The organism is Dolomitihabitans soli (assembly GCF_022213955.1).
Classification (GTDB): Bacteria; Actinomycetota; Actinomycetes; order Streptosporangiales; family Streptosporangiaceae; genus Streptosporangium_A; species Streptosporangium_A soli.
This window is the reverse complement of sequence record NZ_JAKNTW010000013.1, coordinates 134,521-150,682: the sequence shown is the minus strand read 5'-3', so window position 1 is coordinate 150,682 and position 16,162 is coordinate 134,521. Positions and strand designations below refer to the sequence as shown.

At 72.0% G+C, this 16,162-nt stretch carries 11 protein-coding genes; 2 read left to right on the top strand and 9 right to left on the bottom strand.

The features are described 5' to 3' along the window. The first annotated feature begins 134 nt into the window (after nt 1–134). Entirely contained in the window at nt 135–1,607 is a 1,473-nt protein-coding gene (locus MBA17_RS25955) for an MFS transporter (protein WP_238499189.1), read from the top strand. A gap of 81 nt (nt 1,608–1,688) precedes the next feature. Here the strand turns inward: MBA17_RS25955 and MBA17_RS25950 are convergent, their stop codons facing one another. The 4 genes from MBA17_RS25950 to MBA17_RS49690 form a co-directional block, all read right to left on the bottom strand. Beyond that, complete coding sequence (locus MBA17_RS25950) at nt 1,689–2,501, bottom strand: MerR family transcriptional regulator (protein WP_238499188.1); 813 nt, start codon at nt 2,499–2,501, stop codon at nt 1,689–1,691. Nucleotides 2,502–2,527: 26 nt separating this feature from the next. After that, the gene (locus tag MBA17_RS25945; RefSeq protein ID WP_238499187.1) at nt 2,528–3,322 is read right to left on the bottom strand and encodes an ABC transporter permease; all 795 of its coding nucleotides are present in this window, start codon (nt 3,320–3,322) and stop codon (nt 2,528–2,530) included. Continuing rightward, nucleotides 3,319–4,266, bottom strand: a complete 948-nt coding sequence (locus tag MBA17_RS25940) for an ATP-binding cassette domain-containing protein (RefSeq protein WP_238499186.1) — start codon at nt 4,264–4,266, stop codon at nt 3,319–3,321. The genes MBA17_RS25945 and MBA17_RS25940 overlap by 4 nt, the downstream gene beginning before the upstream one ends. 202 nt (nt 4,267–4,468) lie before the next feature. Further along, nucleotides 4,469–4,594: a hypothetical protein gene (locus MBA17_RS49690; RefSeq protein ID WP_274385964.1), complete on the bottom strand. Its 126-nt coding sequence runs from the start codon at nt 4,592–4,594 to the stop codon at nt 4,469–4,471. 63 nt (nt 4,595–4,657) lie between these two features. Between MBA17_RS49690 and MBA17_RS25935 the strand changes: the two genes are divergently transcribed. Then, a complete protein-coding gene (locus MBA17_RS25935; RefSeq protein ID WP_238499185.1) occupies nt 4,658–5,920 on the top strand; it encodes an epoxide hydrolase family protein in 1,263 nt (420 codons plus the stop codon). A 63-nt stretch (nt 5,921–5,983) separates the two neighbouring features. Here the strand turns inward: MBA17_RS25935 and cysS are convergent, their stop codons facing one another. From cysS to MBA17_RS25910, 5 genes are all read right to left on the bottom strand, one after another. Beyond that, nucleotides 5,984–7,381 carry a cysteine--tRNA ligase gene (gene cysS, locus MBA17_RS25930; RefSeq protein ID WP_238499184.1) on the bottom strand — a complete coding sequence of 466 codons (1,398 nt, stop codon included), beginning with the start codon at nt 7,379–7,381 and terminating at the stop codon, nt 5,984–5,986. 203 nt (nt 7,382–7,584) lie between these two features. Then, entirely contained in the window at nt 7,585–9,435 is a 1,851-nt protein-coding gene (locus MBA17_RS25925) for a sigma factor-like helix-turn-helix DNA-binding protein (protein WP_238499183.1), read from the bottom strand. Nucleotides 9,436–9,485: 50 nt separating this feature from the next. After that, nucleotides 9,486–11,555: a UvrD-helicase domain-containing protein gene (locus MBA17_RS25920; RefSeq protein WP_238499182.1), complete on the bottom strand. Its 2,070-nt coding sequence runs from the start codon at nt 11,553–11,555 to the stop codon at nt 9,486–9,488. Nucleotides 11,556–11,571: 16 nt separating this feature from the next. Further along, nucleotides 11,572–14,964, bottom strand: a complete 3,393-nt coding sequence (locus MBA17_RS25915; protein WP_238499181.1) for a hypothetical protein — start codon at nt 14,962–14,964, stop codon at nt 11,572–11,574. A gap of 154 nt (nt 14,965–15,118) precedes the next feature. Further along, the gene (locus tag MBA17_RS25910) at nt 15,119–15,862 is read right to left on the bottom strand and encodes a class I SAM-dependent methyltransferase (protein WP_455432850.1); all 744 of its coding nucleotides are present in this window, start codon (nt 15,860–15,862) and stop codon (nt 15,119–15,121) included. Nucleotides 15,863–16,162 lie beyond the last annotated feature (300 nt).

Here is a 16,162-nt window from a genome sequence, read left to right as displayed (position 1 = left end):
CTGGTCCACACCCCCAGGCCGGGCGAGGTGACGGCAGGCAAGGAGGTGACGCCGGTACCCCGAACGAGCGTCACTCCCTCAGCCGCCGGGATCGTCGTTGACCTGCAGCATTCACTCCGCACACGAGGGGCAGCATGCGATCCACCCGCGCCGGCGGCACCGCGGAGCGGCCTGCGGCACGCCCGTCCGCGATCCTGGCGATCATCCTGATCGGCTACTTCATGATCCTGCTCGACAACTCGGTCATCTTCACCGGGCTGCCGAGCATCCGCACCGATCTGGACCTGAGCCCAGGCACCCTGTCCTGGGTGCAGGACGCCTACACCCTCGTCTTCGGCGGTCTGCTGCTGCTCGGCGCCCGCGCCGGTGACCTCCTCGGCCGGCGACGGCTGTTCGTCGCCGGGCTGGCGATCTTCGGCGCCGCCTCGCTGCTGATCGGGCTCGCGCCCACCGGCGCGTGGCTGGTGGCCGCCCGCGCCCTGCAGGGCATCGGCGCCGCCATCGTCGCCCCGACCTCGCTGGCCCTGATCACCGCGCACTTCGAAGGCCGCGAGCGCGCCCGCGCGGTCGCCTGGTACGGCGCCACCGCCGGCATCGGCATCAGCCTCGGCCTGCTGGTCGGCGGCGCCCTGGCCGCCTGGATCTCCTGGCGGGCCGCCTTCCTCGTCAACGTCCCGATCGCCGTCGCCATGATCGTGGCCGCCCGGCGCGTCCTTGCCGAGACCGGGCGACGCCCGGGCCGGTTCGACGCCCTCGGCGCCCTGTACGCGACCCTCGGCATGGGCGCCCTCGTCTTCGGGATCATCTCCGCCGCGGAGTACGGGTGGGCGGCTCCGGCCGTACTGACCGGGCTCGTGGCAGGCGTGGTGCTGCTCGTGGCCCTGGTCGTCCACGAGTCGCGGGCCGACCAGCCGATCATGCCGCTGCGGCTGTTCCGCAGCCGCGAGCGCAGCGGCGCCTACGCCATGCGCGTTCTCTACATGGGCGCGATGATCGGGTTCTTCTACTTCACCACCCAGTACCTGCAGGACGCGCTCGGCTTCAACCCCCTGCAGGCCGGTCTGGGCTTTCTGCCGATGACCGTGGTCAACTTCGCTGTCGCGATGGCCATCCCGCGGCTGGCCGACCGGCTGCCCGGCGCGGTGCTGCTGACGGCCGGGGTCGCGGCCACCGCCGCCGGGATGGCCTGGCTGAGCCGGCTGGACCCCGGCGACACCTATCTCGGGGCGGTCGCGCTGCCGATGCTGTTCATCGGTGCCGGTCAGGGACTCGTGTTCGCCCCGATGACCAGCGCGGGGATCGCCCGCGTCCCGGCCTCCGACGCAGGCGCCGCCTCCGGCCTGGTCAACACCGCGCACCAGTTGGGCATGGCCCTCGGGCTGGGGGTTCTCGTCGCCGTCGCGGCGCACACCGGGCCACTCGACAGTGCCCTGGCCGGGGCGGCCGCGGTCACCGCGCACGTGAGCGCCGCGCTCACCGGCTCCACCGTCCTGCTCGCGATGGCGCTGCTCGTCGTCGTGCTCGTCATCGTCCCGGCCAGGCGGACCCCATCGACCGTGCCCGTCAACCCCGTCAGCGACACCGCCCGTGAGGAGGAGACAGCGTGAGCACCACCGACGCACACCGCCGGACCGGCGGTGCGATGACTGATCGCCCGCTGCCCTCGTCCAGCAGGACTCCGCCTGCCGTCACCGATAACGCCGCGCCGCGGTGTCTTCCTGGCGCGGCCGTGTCGGGTCCACGCGCTCGAGCTTGGTCCAGCCGGTCCAGCCTCGCTTCTTCAGCAGCTCGATCAGTCGGCGGGCGGGCGGCGCGGTGTCGAACGCCAGTGCGTCCATCAGCTTGACGAACGGTGGCTCGATGTCGGCATCGTCGACGTAGTCCTCACCCTGCTCGTCGGCCATCCGGGTGATGTAGGCGGCCAGCTGGTCGGCCAGCTCGACCAGCCGTGGGTCGTCGGCGGTCCGGTCGAGAGCCTGGCCCAGGGTGAGATAGAAGTCGATGAGCTGCGGGTCGGCGAGCTGCTCCCGCTTGCGTGCCATCCACTCCGGGACTCGCTCGGGTGAGTGCGCGGCCAGCGGGATCCAGCCGTCGCGCTCGACCTCGACGATCCGCTCGTCGACCCCGAGCGCCCGCAGCCGGTCGAGAAACTCGACCACCTCCGGGGGCAGCGCCAGGTTGTCTCCGGCGGCGAGCCGGGCGATCCGCTCCCGGTGCCGCTGCCGCTGCCGGATCTCCGCCCGCAGCCGCTTGTCGATGTCCGCGACCGCCGCGGCGAACTCCTCCTCGTCAGCCTGTAGCAGCTCCCGCACCCGCGCCAGCGGGACCCCGGCCTCGGCGAGGGTCCGGATCTTGATCAGCTCGACCACGGTGCCGGCGCCGTACCTCCGGTAGCCGGAGTGGTCCCGCTCCGGCTCCGGCAGCAGCCCCTTGGCGTGATAGTGCCGCACCGCGCGCACCGTCACTCCGGCGTACGACGCCAGCTCACCGATGGTCAGCATCAGACCAGTCTCCTAGTTCGCGTCTCCTAGTTCGCGGCGCGGGTCCGGTAGAGGCGCCGCGACCAGAGGTAGCCGACCAGTCCGATCACCACACACCAGCCGATGGCCCAGAGCACCTCCGAACCCCCCGGCGATCCGGCGAGCAGGCCGCGGAAGGCGTCCATGATCGGCGTGAACGGCTGGTGCTCGGCGAACCACCGGAGCCCGGTGGGCATCGACTCGACCGGCACGAACCCGCTGCCTGCGAACGGCAGCAGCACGAAGATCATCGGCCAGTTGCTCGCGGTCTCCGGGTTCGGGCTGGCCAGCCCCAGCCCCACGGTGAACCAGGTCATCGCGAACGACAGCAGCGCGAGCAGACCGACCAGGCTCAACCACTGCGTCGCCGAGGCTGCGGTCTCCAGACCGAGCAGGAACGCCACCCCGAAGACCACCGCGAGCGCGAGCGCGGTCTGGATCATCGCGCCGAGTACGTGGCCGGTGAGCACCGAGACCTTGGCGATGGCCATGGTCCGGAACCGGTCGATGATCCCGTTGGTCATGTCGGTGGCGACCGAGACCGCGGTGCCGATGGACACGCTCGCCACCGTCATCATCAAGATCCCGGGAGTGATGAACGTCAGGTAGCCGCCGCGGTCTTCCGCCGGGGCTCCCGGCAGACCGGCGCCCATGGTGCCGCCGAACACGTAGACGAACAGCAGCAGGAACAGCAGCGGCAGGCCGATCAGCATCAGCGTCTGCGACGGGTACCGGGCCATGTGCTTCAGGTTGCGACGCAGCATGGTCGCCGAGTCGCGGACGGCGTACGTCGTGGTGCTCATGACGGCACCTCGTCGGTGGTGGGGTGGCCGGTGAGGGCCAGGAACACGTCATCCAGGTCCGGGGTGTGCACGGCGAGCCCGGTGACCGCGCCGTCGTCGTCGATCCCGTCCAGCAGCCGTCGCAGCGCGGTGAGGCTGCCGTCGTGCGGCAGGGTCACGGTGAGTGCCTCGGCGTTCGGGATCGCTTCGGGCAACTGGCGCGCAAGCTCGGCCACCCGTTCGCTGTCGGCGACCTGGAGCTCGATGTGACCGCCGGGGACCAGCCGCTTCAGCTCGGCCGCGGTGCCCTCGGCGACCAGCCGGCCCCCGTCGAGCACGCCGATCCGGTCGGCGAGCTGGTCGGCCTCCTCAAGGTACTGGGTGGTGAGGAAGACGGTGACCCCGTCGGCCACCAGCTCCCGCACGATCCCCCACAGCTCACGGCGGCTGCGCGGGTCGAGGCCGGTGGTCGGCTCGTCGAGGAAGATCAGCCGCGGCCCGGCCACCAGGGTCATCGCCAGGTCCAGCCGCCGCTTCATGCCGCCGGAGTACGTCGCCGCGCGCCGGTCGGCGGCGTCGACCAGGTCGAACCGCTCCAGCAGTCGCTCGACCACGGTCGTCGCGCGGCGCCGGTGGAGGTGGCCGAGGTCGGCCATCAGCCGCAGATTCTCCCGCCCGGTCAGCAACTCGTCCACGGCGGAGAACTGTCCGGTCACTCCGATCGACGCGCGCACCTGGTCGGCCTCGCGGCGTACGTCGTACCCGGCGACCCGAGCCTCACCGGCGTCCGCGGGGAGCAACGTGGACAGGATCCGGACTGCAGTGGTCTTGCCGGCCCCGTTGGGCCCGAGCAGGGCGTAGACGGTGCCTTCGGGGACGGTCAGGTCGACTCCGGCGATCACCTCATGGTCGCCGTACGACTTGCGCAGTCCGGCGACCTCGATCGCACTGGTTCTCGTAGTCATGCCGCCATGCTGTGAGGTTGACCCTGCGTCAGTGTCAACCGTCGTGGTGACCTGACTCCGCACACCCGCGGCCGCCACGGGTCGTGAAACCTCTTCGCGTGGCCGACCTGGATGAGGGCGGCTACCAGCGACGCAGGGCCCTGGTGGCGCCGCGTACGCCTACCTCTCACCCCGCGTCCGCCTGACCGGCGACCCTCGGGGCTTAGGTCGCTTGTACGGCGCGTAGGCAGCGGGCGGCCTGGGCGCGGAGCGCGTCGGTGAGTTCGGCGCCGGACCAGTTCCGGTGGGTCTGCAAGAGCGACAGCAGCCGTGCGGAGGTCTCCAACATGTCGCCAAGACTGTCAGATTCTTAGGACAGGACCTGACCTGAGAGCGTCCTAGCGTCGTGGGCGTGACGAACACACAGCAGGGCGTCCGCCCTTTCCGTATCGATATCCCGCAGGCCCAGCTCGACGACCTGGGCGCACGACTGGCCAACACCCGCTGGCCCGAGGAGTTGCCGGGGGTGGGCTGGAGCCGGGGGGTGCCGCTGGGCTACTTGAAGGATCTCGCCGAGTACTGGCGCACCGGCTACGACTGGCGGGCGCACGAGGCGGCGCTCAACGAGCACCCGCAGTACCTCACCACCATCGATGAGCAGAACATCCATTTCCTGCACGTGCTCTCACCCGAGCCCGACGCCACGCCCTTGCTGCTGCTGCACGGCTGGCCGGGCGGGGTCACCGACTTCCTCGACGTCATCGGCCCGCTGTCCGATCCCCGCGCACACGGCGGCGACCCGGCCGCCGCCTTCCACCTGGTGATCCCGTCGTTGCCGGGGTTCGGGTTCTCCACGCCGCTGGCCGGGCCGGGCATGAGCGCGGCCCGGATGGCCGGGGTCCTCGTGCAGCTGATGTCCCGGCTCGGGTACGAGCGGTACGGCGTGCACGGCTATGACACGGGCTCGTGGGTCGCCCCCGAGATGGGCAAGCAGGACCCGGACCGAGTCGCCGGCATCCACGTCAACGCCCTGATCACCTTCCCCATCGGGGCGGAAGGCGAGATGGACGGCCTGTCCGAGGTCGAGCAGCGGCGCTGGCAGGCGATGCAGAACTTCAACGACGGCTATCTGCAGTGCAACTCCAAGCGGCCGCAGACGGTGACCTACGGCCTGCACGATTCACCCGTCGGCCAGCTCGCCTGGATCGTGGAGAAGTTCAAGGAACTCACCGACCCCGAGGACGGGCTGCCCGAGGACAGCGTCGATCGCGACCGCATCCTGACCGACGTCTCCTTGTACTGGCTGACCGGTACGGCCGGATCGGCGGCGCAGATCTACTACGAGGAGATCTCCGCGAACGCCTGGAGCGCCGAGGCCGCCGGCGACTGGAGCGCCGACTCCGGTGACAGCACCGAAGCCGCTGCCGACTGGGGCCACGGCGAGGGCGAGGGAGCGGGGAGCGAAGGAGCGGAGGAGTGGGCCGGACCCCAGCGCGGGACGGTGCCGACCGGCGTGCTGGTCTCCACCAATGACGTGACCATCCGCCGCTGGGCCGAGCGCGACCACCATGTCGTGCGATGGACCGAGCTGAGCAAGGGCGGGCACTTCCTGGCGATGGAGGCGCCGGACGTGCTGGTCGACGACGTCCGCGACTTCTTCCTCAAGGTGCGCTGAGAACCAGAAGATGAGAACCGGAAGGTGCGCTGACAACCGGCGGGTCCGCGCGCGCGTGGCCGGTCAGCCCTCGCGGGTGGCGACCTGACCCTCCGGCGTGTCGGCCACCTTCACGCCGAGCGCCGCCAGCTCGTCGCGCAGCCGGTCGGCGGTGGCCCAGTCGCTCGCCTCGCGGGCCCGCGCCCGCTCCTGGAGCAGCTCCGCCGCACCGCCGGGCAGGGAAGCGGCGGCTGGCGCTCGCCCGATCTCCCTCGACAGGTCGAGCGCCAGCATCTGGTCCAGGTGCAGGAACGCCTCCAGCCGGGCTCCCGGCGGCTGCGACTCGTCGCGTTCGAGCTCGCGGATGATCCGCAGCGCGAGCGGGGTGTCGAGATCGTCGTCGAGGGCGGCCTGAGCCCTGGCCACGTGGTCGGCGCTCATCGGGCGGCTCGGGGCCTCGGCCCACTCCGCCACCCGTGTGCGCCAGCGCCGGAGTGTGCGGTCGGCCGCGCGCAGGGTCTCCCAGGTGAGGTTCATCTGCTGGCGGTAGCGGTGTTCGAGCAGCGCCAACCGTACCGCCAGCGGGTCGAGGCCGGCGTCGGTGACGTCGGAGAGCAGCACCACGTTGCCGGTCGACTTGGCCATCTTGCGCCCGTCGAAGAGCAGGTGCTCGCCGTGCACCCAGTGGCGGACCACGTCGTGGCCGGCGGCGGAGTTGGACTGGGCGCGCTCGTCCTCGTGGTGCGGGAAGCGCAGGTCGATGCCGCCGGTGTGCACGTCGATGTGCTCGCCGAGGAAGCGCAGGGACATGGCGGAGCATTCGAGGTGCCAGCCGGGGAAACCACGGCCCCAGGGGGTGTCCCAGGTCATCTCGCGGTCCGCGTGCTTCCACAGGGCCCAGTCGGCGTGGAAGCGCTTGCGCGCGTCTACGCCTTCTATCCGGTGGCCGGGTTTGAGCTGGTCGAGCCGATTGCCGGAGATTTCGCCGTACGTGGGGAAGGAGGTGGCGTCGAAGAAGACGGAGCCGTCGGGCACGGCGTACGCGTGCCCCTTCTCGATCAGCTTGGCGATCAGCTCGATCATCAGGTCGATCGTCTCGGCGGCGCGCGGGGTGTACTCGGGCGGGCGCATGTTCAGCGCGCCGGTGTCGGCCCGGAACGCGTCCTCGTAGAAGCGGGCGATCTCCAGCGCCGAGCGCTCCTCCTTGCGGGCCTGCGCCAGGATCTTGTCCTCGCCGGAGGAGTCGATCTCCGCGTCGTCCACGAGGTGCCCGACGTCGGTGATGTTCTGGCACACGGCGACCCGTAGCCCGTTCCGCTCGCTGACCCGGCGGATCAGGTCGGACAGCAGGTAGGAACGCAGGTTGCCGACGTGCGAGTAGCGGTAGACGGTCGGGCCGCAGGTGTACATCCGCAGCCCGCGGCTCCCTTCCGGGACGATCGCCTCGACCTGCCTGCTTCGCGTGTCATACAACCGCAGCATGCACCCGAGCCTAGGCGTTCCCCGCCCCTGCCGCCATGCCGCCCCTGCCCCACGAAGACCTGGCGACGCCGGGACCACCACCGCGCGGCGGCCCTGCCAGGTGACGTACGGCGGGACGCCAGGATGGCCGGCCGTCCCTCAATGGGCAGGGCGGGGATGGCGATGACGGGACCGGCCCGGCGTGTCGTGAGGGCTGTGGAGGCCTACGGGATCCCCGGGTCGAGGAAGGCAAGGATGTCGCGGTCGCCCCGTTCGCGCAGGCGGCCGAGCACGTCGTCGCGGGCCAGGCCCTCGGGCAGGCCGATCCGGGCGCCGATCAGGCGCACCCCCTCGGCGTCGGAGGCGACGGGCGCGGTGTAACCGATCAGGTGCAGCGCCCGGTTCAGCGGCGGCAGGCTCGGCGCGGCCGATTGGAGGAACCTGGTGAGCAGTTCCCCGCTGTCGGAGACGGTCATGAAGATGTGGTCGCCCTCCTGCGCGCCGAACTCCACCAGCACCGGTCTGATCGAACCCATCGTGGGCTGGTTGTGCCAGCTGATCACCACGTCGCCGGACGGCGCGGAGGCGGTGAGCGCGCTGCCCGGGGCCATCCCCAGGTGGGCGGCGAAGCCGGTGGGCAGCGGCGAGCCGGAGCCGCGCAGGTGCTCGGCGTTCACGTCGACCCGGTGCCACCAGCGCCCGTCGCGGCTGCGGAAGCAGCGCCGCGTCTCCGAGACGTCCCTGCGCGGGGAGTACGGCTCGGCCGCCTCCTGTCCCGCCACCCTGATCCAGCCCCGCTGGGTCCGTTCGAACCCGGGGCCGCCGGCGTAGGCGCGCACCGAGCTCTCACTCACGTCGTAGCGGCCGGTCAGGCTGGTGACGACGGTGTTGACCGACACCTCGCCGCCCGCCCGCTCGATCTCCCTGGCGATCATCTCCCTGATCCCGAGGTACTGCTCGCCGCCCCAGCGGGTCAGGCCGTACTTGTTCCTGTCCACGCGGAGGAAGCGGTCGTCGGCGGTGAGCTGGTTGCGGATCCCGACCAGGCTGTAATCTTCGCCGATCCGTTCCTGGATCTCCTCGGGCGTGAGCGCCTTGGCCGCGATGGCCAGCACCGCCTCCGCCTTCTCGTTGACGCTGCGCGGCCAGGCCACCACGTGCCCGTCGAGCACCCGCAGGTGCGGGACCGCCATGATCCACCGCTCCGCCACGTCCTCGCGCACGCCGAGCTGGCTGACCAGCGAGACCGCCTCGGGCAGCGGGTGCGGGCCGTCGCCGAACAACTGCCTGGTCTTCTCCCGCAGCTCGTCGGCGCCGCCCGCGACCAGCCATCCGTCGACCAGGTCGTAGCCGGTGAGCAGGGTGCGCACGAAACGCCACACCGGGATCTCCAGCGCCGGCAGGTCGGTGCGGTGCCAGGGCACCGCGGTCGCCAGGTCGTCGGCGGGCACGGCGGAGCCCAGCCGTCCGCGCAGCCATGACACGTGCGCGACGAGCGGGGCGGTCTCCGGTCCCGCGAGCCACGCCTCGATGTGGTCGCGCAGGTCACGCTCGATCTGCCGGATGCGTTCCCGGGTCACGGAGAACCGCTGGGCCAGCTCGTCGAGGGTGGCCCGCTGTGCCGCGTAGAGCCGATCTCTGGCGATGGCCCGCTGGCGGTCGTCCAGCCCGGCGAACACCTCGTTGACGATCTCGGGCAGCGGCCGGTCGGGACGGACCGGCACGGGCGGGGCCACGGGTGCGCCCGCGGGGTCGAGCAGCCGTTCGAGCGCCGCGGTGAACAGCTTGTGGACGATGTCCCTGCCGACGATCTCGGGTGTCCGCGCCGCTTCCACCGGATCGGCGAACCTGATGAGCGGCATGATGTCGCCCACCATCAGGTGCCCCCAGCAGGTCGCGGCAAGGTCGGCGAGCCGCGCGGCGACCTGTGGCGTCCCGAGGGTGGCGCAGGCGCGTTCCAGGGGAATCGCCTGCCACCACACGCCCGGAAGGCGAGGGTCATCCGCGATCGGCGCGATCTGCCCTGGGGAGGTCCAGCGCAGGGGTGGCACGATGTCGCTCAGACTGAGGTTCATTGAGGTCCAACCGGCAAATGGTAGATATCCGCAGTTCAGAGATTATGGGATTAGGGCGGCAGAAAAGGGCTCGCTCTGCCCGAATGGGACACATACAACATCTCGCCGGGCCGGGTGCAGGCCACGTAGAGGAGACCGCGCTCCCTCTGGAGGTCGTGCGCCCTGGCCGCCGGATCTTCGTCGGCCGGGGTGAGAGCCTCGGGTGAGGGGACGATCCCATCGGTCACGCCTATCACGGCGACCCGCTGGAACTCCAGCCCTTTCATCCCATGCAGCGTCGCCACCCGCACGCCGTACCCTTCCTCGCGCAACGCCGCCCGAGCCTCGCGGACCAGGTCAGCGGTGCGTGCCGCGACCCCGATCCGCGCCGGGGGCACCCCGTCGGCCAGCCATTCACCGATCCGGGCGACCAGCCCGGCCAGCTCCGCCTCCGGCGACTCGTAGGCGCGCACGATCGGTCGCGCCCCGTGTTCCGCCGACCGGAACCCGACCAGCTCCTGCACGCCCTCGACCAGCCCGTCCGCCGGTCCGCCGCCGCGCAGCCGTACCGCCCAGGTCAGGATCTCACTCGGCAGCCGGTAGGAGGTGTCCAGCCGCCGGTGCGTGGCGTCGATCCCCACCGAGCCGAGCGCCACCCGGGTGTCGAAGATCCGCTGGTGCGGGTCGCCGACGATGAACAGGTCATCGCGCGCGTGCGGCACCGCCGCCCGCAGCAGCCGCCACTGCGCCGGATGCAGATCCTGCGCCTCGTCGACCACGATGTGCCGGTACGGCTCGCAGGCCGGGCCCACATCGTCCAGCAGATCGCCCGTCGTCCGGCCGAGCAGGGTCGAGGCCTCGGCGGCGAGTTGCAGCAGCGTCCTGCGCCCGCTCTCGCGCAGCCGCTCCACCACCCGGCCGATCGTCCGCCAGACCACGGTGCGCTCCTCGTCGTCGAGGTCCACGCTCCGGCCCGGCCGTTCGGCGGTGAGGTACTCGTCCAGGGTCGTGAGGTTCTGCGCCAGCACGACCTGCTCCCACTCGCGCAGCAGGAACGCCGGGCCGTGCCGGTCCACCTCCACCGCGTCCCGCCAGAGCTCGGCCAGTTCCGCGGCGCCGACCAGCGTCGGCTGGCGGCCCTCCGCCTCGGTCACGATGCGGTGCGCCAGCCGGTCCACGTTGCCCACCTCGACCCGCTTGCGCAGCTCGGCGTCCGGGATGAGCACGTCGAGCCTGGCGGCGAGCTGACTGCTCAGCACCTGGGAGAAGGTGACCAGCAGCACGCCGCCGCGTCCGTTCGCCGCCAGGTGGGCCGCCCGGTGCAGCGCCAGCAGGGTCTTGCCCGTCCCCGCCCCGCCGGTGACCAGCACCGGCCGGTCGTGGTGCGGGGTACGGGCCAGGCGGTGCTGCGGCGGGTGCAGGAAGACGCACCAGTGCGGCGCGTCGAGCACCCGGTCCAGCTCGTCCTTGTCGGCCACGAACACGGCCCGGTCCGGGCTCCTCAGCAGCGCCGCCGCGACATCCTCCGGATCGACGGGCTCGGGCCCCCGCACGGCCGTACGGCACGCGTCGAGCACCCGCCACGCCGAGGCCAGCGAGCCGTGCCCGGCCAGCTCCGCCAGCGGAGCGTACTGCGTCGCGGGCAGCAGCGGCTCCAGCGCCTGCAACGCCGCCTCGTTCGTGATCAGCCTGACGTACGGCAGGACCCGGGCGGCGATCCCCACCGACGCCAGGTCGTTGTCGCAGACCTGCTCGAACAGCCGGCTCTCCGTCGACTCCGCCGAACGCCGCAGCGCGGGGGCCACCTGGTCCAGCGACCCGGCGTCCCACATCTCGATGACGCCGATCTCGGAGTTCACCCCGAACTCGAACCGCCGCGCGTATCCCCACGCGTCGCCGTCGGGCAACACCGTGAGCAGCCAGTAGACGTCCCGTTGCCGCAGCACCACGCCGCGGTGCCGGTCGGCCAGCCGCAGCGTCGCCACCCGGGGATCACGCGCGTTGCGCACCCGCTCGGGATGCGGCGCGGCGGCCACCTGGTGCAGGAACCGGCGCACCGCGACCACGACGTCCCGGCGCACGGGCTCGGCCAGTGCGCTCAGTCCCCGGGGGAACTCAGGAGAGATCGCGAGCCGTGGCAATGGACGTCGTCTCCGGCTAGGCCAGTAGGGACAGCAGATCACGGTCGCCACGTTCGCGCAGCCGTACCAGCAGGTCAGGTTGGCTCACGGGACCGGGCATCCCGATCCTGGTCGCGATGACGCGGGCCGCCTGTTCCGCGGTCCCGCCCGGCGCGGTGTATCCCACGAGCCTGAGCGCCCGCACGATCGGATCCACCCCCGGCCCCGCCGCCGGCAGGTGCCGCGCCCGCAGCACGCCCTCCTCCGACAGGGTGAGGAACAGGTGCCCGCCCTCCTGGGCGTTGACGTCGTCGAGCAACTGCCTCAACGACTCCACCACCGGCCTGCTCTGCCATGTCATCGTGAGCTCCCCCGCCGCACTCCGAACCGTACGGCTCTGCCCCGGCGCCAGGCCGAGGTACGCCGCGAAACCGCTGGGCAGGGCACACTCCGCACCCTGAAGGTGATCTTCCGTGATGTCCACCCGCAGCCACCATCGCCCGTCCGGCTGCCGGAAGCACCGCCGCGTGTGCGACACGTCCTTCAACGGCCGGAACTGCTTCGCCGGCTCCTCACCGGCGGCGCCGGCCTCGGCCCCCGGCTGCCCGGCCAGGTCCACGGACTGCGTCAGGCCGTTCATGGTCTGCACGGGCGCGTTCACGGTCTGCACGGGCGCGTTCTCGGCCGGGCCGGGGCCGCCGTTGGCCGCCGCGTCGCCTCCCCAAGCTCCCCGGGGATCGGCGGGCATGCCGGACGGACGACTCCCGTTGGGGTCGGTGGTGGTGCTGGACCTGCCCTCCGCGCCCGCCTCGCCGGTCGCCGAACCGCCGGGGTCGCCGAAGCGGGCCTCCGGTGCGGGGCCTGGGTCAGAGGCCGGCTCGGAGCCGTCCTCCGGGTCGGACCGGCGGGCGCTGCCGCCGCTGCCGCCCTTGCCCTCACGCTGGCTGAGGATTCTGAGCTGGGGGACGTTCTCCAGCCACTCCTTGGCGACCTCGGGATGGATGCCGAGGCTGGAGACCAGCTCAAGCGCCCGGCCCACGGTGGGCGGCCGCTCCGCGCCGATGATCAGGTGCCTGGTCTTGTCCTGCAACTCGGCGAGGTCTCCATCGACCACCCAGTCGTCCACCAGCCGGTAGCCCGGCAGCGAAGCGATCACGAACTGCCACGCGGGCACCTCCAGCGCCCGTATCTCCCGCGCGTGCCACTCCGCGGCCCCGATCAGCCGGCTCTTCGGCGCGGCCTTCCCGAGCGTCTTCTGCAGATGCCCCAGATGCGACCGGTACGGCCGGGCGTCATCGCTCACCAGCCACTTCTTCAGGCGTACCCGGAGATCGGCCTCGACCTCCTCGATCTCGGCGGCCGACACGGCGAACAGCTTCGCCAGCTCGTCCACCGCCCCCGGGGAGTCGGTGAACAAACGGTTCTGCGCCACCGCCCACGTGGTGTCGTCGAGCCCGGCGAACGAGGTCTCGATCAACGCGTGCAGATCGACCTCGTCCTGCGCCGCCACCGGCTCGAACAGCGACCGCCGCCCCGACCCCGCCGCCGGAGCGGGACCCAGGGGCAGCACCGGCAGGGCCGGCAGATCCAGCCCGGCGAGCCCGGGTATCGCTCCGAAATCCGGCATCCCCGGACTCGCGAACTGCTGGCCCGCACCCTGGCTTTCGAAGCCGCTGGTCGCCTGGTTCGCCGACTCCGCGTTCGCGGCGCCGAGGTCCTCCGGGCCGCCCGGCCCGAACGGCGGCACCGGGCCGCCGCCCGGCTGCCGGGGCCTGCCCGGCCGTACCGGCATTCCGTTCACCCGCCGTGGCCCGTCGTCTTCGGGCTTCGCGCCTGCCGCGGCCGGCTGGGAGGCCACGTCCTGAGCCTTCGGCTCCACGGCGTCAGGCCGTACGGCCTCGGCGGGCGTCGCGTCCGGTGCACCGGACTTCGCCGCGTCGGCTCGCGCCGGTCCCGCGTCGCCGGCAGCGCCCTCGGCAGCCGCGGGCCGCTCGGAGTCACCCTCAAGGGCATCTCGTCCGGAGTCACCCTCAAGGGCTTCGCGCTCCGGGGCGGTTCGGGTGGGCTCGTTGGTCTTCAGGGCGGTCTGCGCGGCCTCGCCGTCCGCAGGCTCGGCCGTTGGGGCGGCTTGTACGGCGTCGCCGGGTGCGGGCTCGGCCTTTTGAACGGCACCCGCGGGCTCGTCACCCTTGGATTCGGCCTTCAGGGCCGCCTGGGCGGGCTCGCCGTCCACAGCCGCGGTTGCCGAGGCGGCTTGCGCGGTCTCGCCGGCAGCGGGCTCGGCCCGCAGGGCGGTCAGCGCGCTTTCGCGGGACGCGGAGCCGGTCTGGGCGCTCTGCGCGGCCTCGCCGGATCCGGCTTCCGCCCGCAGCGCGGTCAGCGCGTTTTCGCGAGATTCGGGGCTGGTCAGTGCGCTTTCGCGAGGCTTTGGGCCGTTCTGTGAGCTTTCGCCAGGCTTGGGGCCGGCTTGCGCGGCCTCGTCGGGCGTGGCTTCGGCCCTCAGGGCGCTCTGTGCGGTCTCGCGGGGCTCGGTGCTGGTTTGGGTGCTCTGTGATGCCTCGCCGGGCTTGGAGCCGGGCTTCGGGGCCGCCTGTACGGGTTTGCCGGTTCTGGGGCTGGTCTTCGGGGCGGTTCGTCCGGGCTCGCCGTCTGCGGCGTCGGCTTTGGGGGCCGGCTGCGCGGGCTCGTCGTCGCCCAGGCCCGCCTTCGCGGCCGATGGGCGTACGGCGTGCGTGTCGTTCTCGGCCGGTGTGTCGCCGGGGGCCGCGTCGGCCTGAGCCGTACCCTTCTCGGCGCTCTCCAGGCGTGCCCTCCTGCGGCCGCCGGTGACGCTCGGCGGCCGTGCGGGCCCGCCCTCGTCGGGCGCTGACGCTCCGGTGGGTGCGGATCCCGTCGGCCGCTCCGCCTCGGATGGGCGAGGGAGGTCCAGCACGTCTACGGGTTGACCGTGGGGACGGCCGTCGCGGGCGGAGGCCGGGTGGGCGGCGCCCCGGGTGGGCTCGGCGTCCCGCTCCCGGCCCGTGTCCGGAGTGGCGAGACGGGCGATGACGGCGGTGAAGAGGGTGGTGAGGACGGGACGGGCCTGGATGAAAGGCTGGTCGTGGAGCTCGCGGGAGGTCAGGGCGAGCAGGGCGGACCAGGAGCCCGCGCGGTCCAGGGCGATGGCCGTGTGGGGATCGTCGGCCTCGTCGGGATCGAGCACGTGCAGGGCGGGCAGGACGTCGCCCACGGCCGCCGCCGGCCACTGCGCGAGCGCCATCTCGGTCAGCAACTCGCCCAGCGCCTCCGGCGACAGGACGGCGAGCACCCTTGCCATCGGCAGGCCACGCCACCACGCGTCCGGCAGGCCGGGCTGATCGCGGAGGCCCGGCATGGCCGCCGCGTCGCTCCAGCGCAGCGGCGGCACGAGGTCACTCAGACAGAAGTTCATCCCGTTCCCTCTCCGGCTGTCTCACCGTTCACCAGCCCCCTCAGGCGCCGCATCGATCGCGCTCCGCCGTACTCGTCTAGATCGCCGCGCGGCCACGGACGAGACCATCGGAACAAGACCATAGTCTGGCAAATCGCCCGCGCGCATGGGTCTGTCAGCGCCGAACGGCCGCGAACCTGAGCCGGACGTAGTCGGCCATCCAGCCGGTCTCCCTCCGCAAGGCAGGTGCGGCCAGCTCGTTGACCCGTCGGAGCAAGGGCTCGACGATATCCCCGGGGAGACCTTCGAGCAGGGGCGCACCGAAGAGACGCACCCAGTCGGCGGCACCGTCGGGGCACTCGTCGAGCGAAGTCGGCCTGTCGAAGTATTCCAGCAGTCGCACCGCGAATCCCCCCTTCTCCAGCCTTGAGGCGTACTCGGCGGGAGACGGGAAGAACCAGGGAAGCTCGGGCTCTCGCAGGCCGTACTCACGCCAGGCCGTCGAGACCGCGGCGATCAGCGCCGCGCAGTTCCCCGAACCGCCCAGCTCGGCCACGAACCGCCCGCCGGGCTGCAACGCGTCGCGCACGTTGCCGATGACCAGGTCGGGGTCGCGGCTCATCCAGTGCAGCGCCGCGTTGGACAGGACCGCGTCGTACGGCTGGGCGACGCTGAAATCATGGCCGTCGCCGATGATGAAATCGAGCCCCGGATACTGCGCCAGCGCCTTCTCGATCATGCCCGGCGACCCGTCGATGCCCAGCACCCGGGCTCCGCGGGCGGCGACCTCCGCGGTCAGGACCCCGGTGCCGCATCCCAGGTCGAGCACCCGTTCGCCCGGACGGGGATCCAGCAGCTCCACCAGGGGCGCGCCCTGGGCGGAGACGTAGCCGAAGGAGCTGTCGTAAGCGCTGGTCACGCCGCGAGCGTTCCACCGCATCGTGCTCGGCGTATCGTATCGCAAGACGATCAGCTCACATTCTGGACAGCGGCTCTGAGGCCTTCGGGGAAGCCACTTTAGAGCCTCTGCGCCCTTGGGACATATCAGTCACAAGGGTCACGCTTTTCTCTCTGCTCACACTGAAGGGCGGAGACGGGGAGTGACCTGGGGCGGGACCGTGAGCAACGGGTCCGGCGGCTCGATCGAGATACGGAGGGCGCCTGGGGCGGGCGGCGGCCGAAGACGATGAGCGGGGGAGGGCGGGGGGATTCGGCGAGG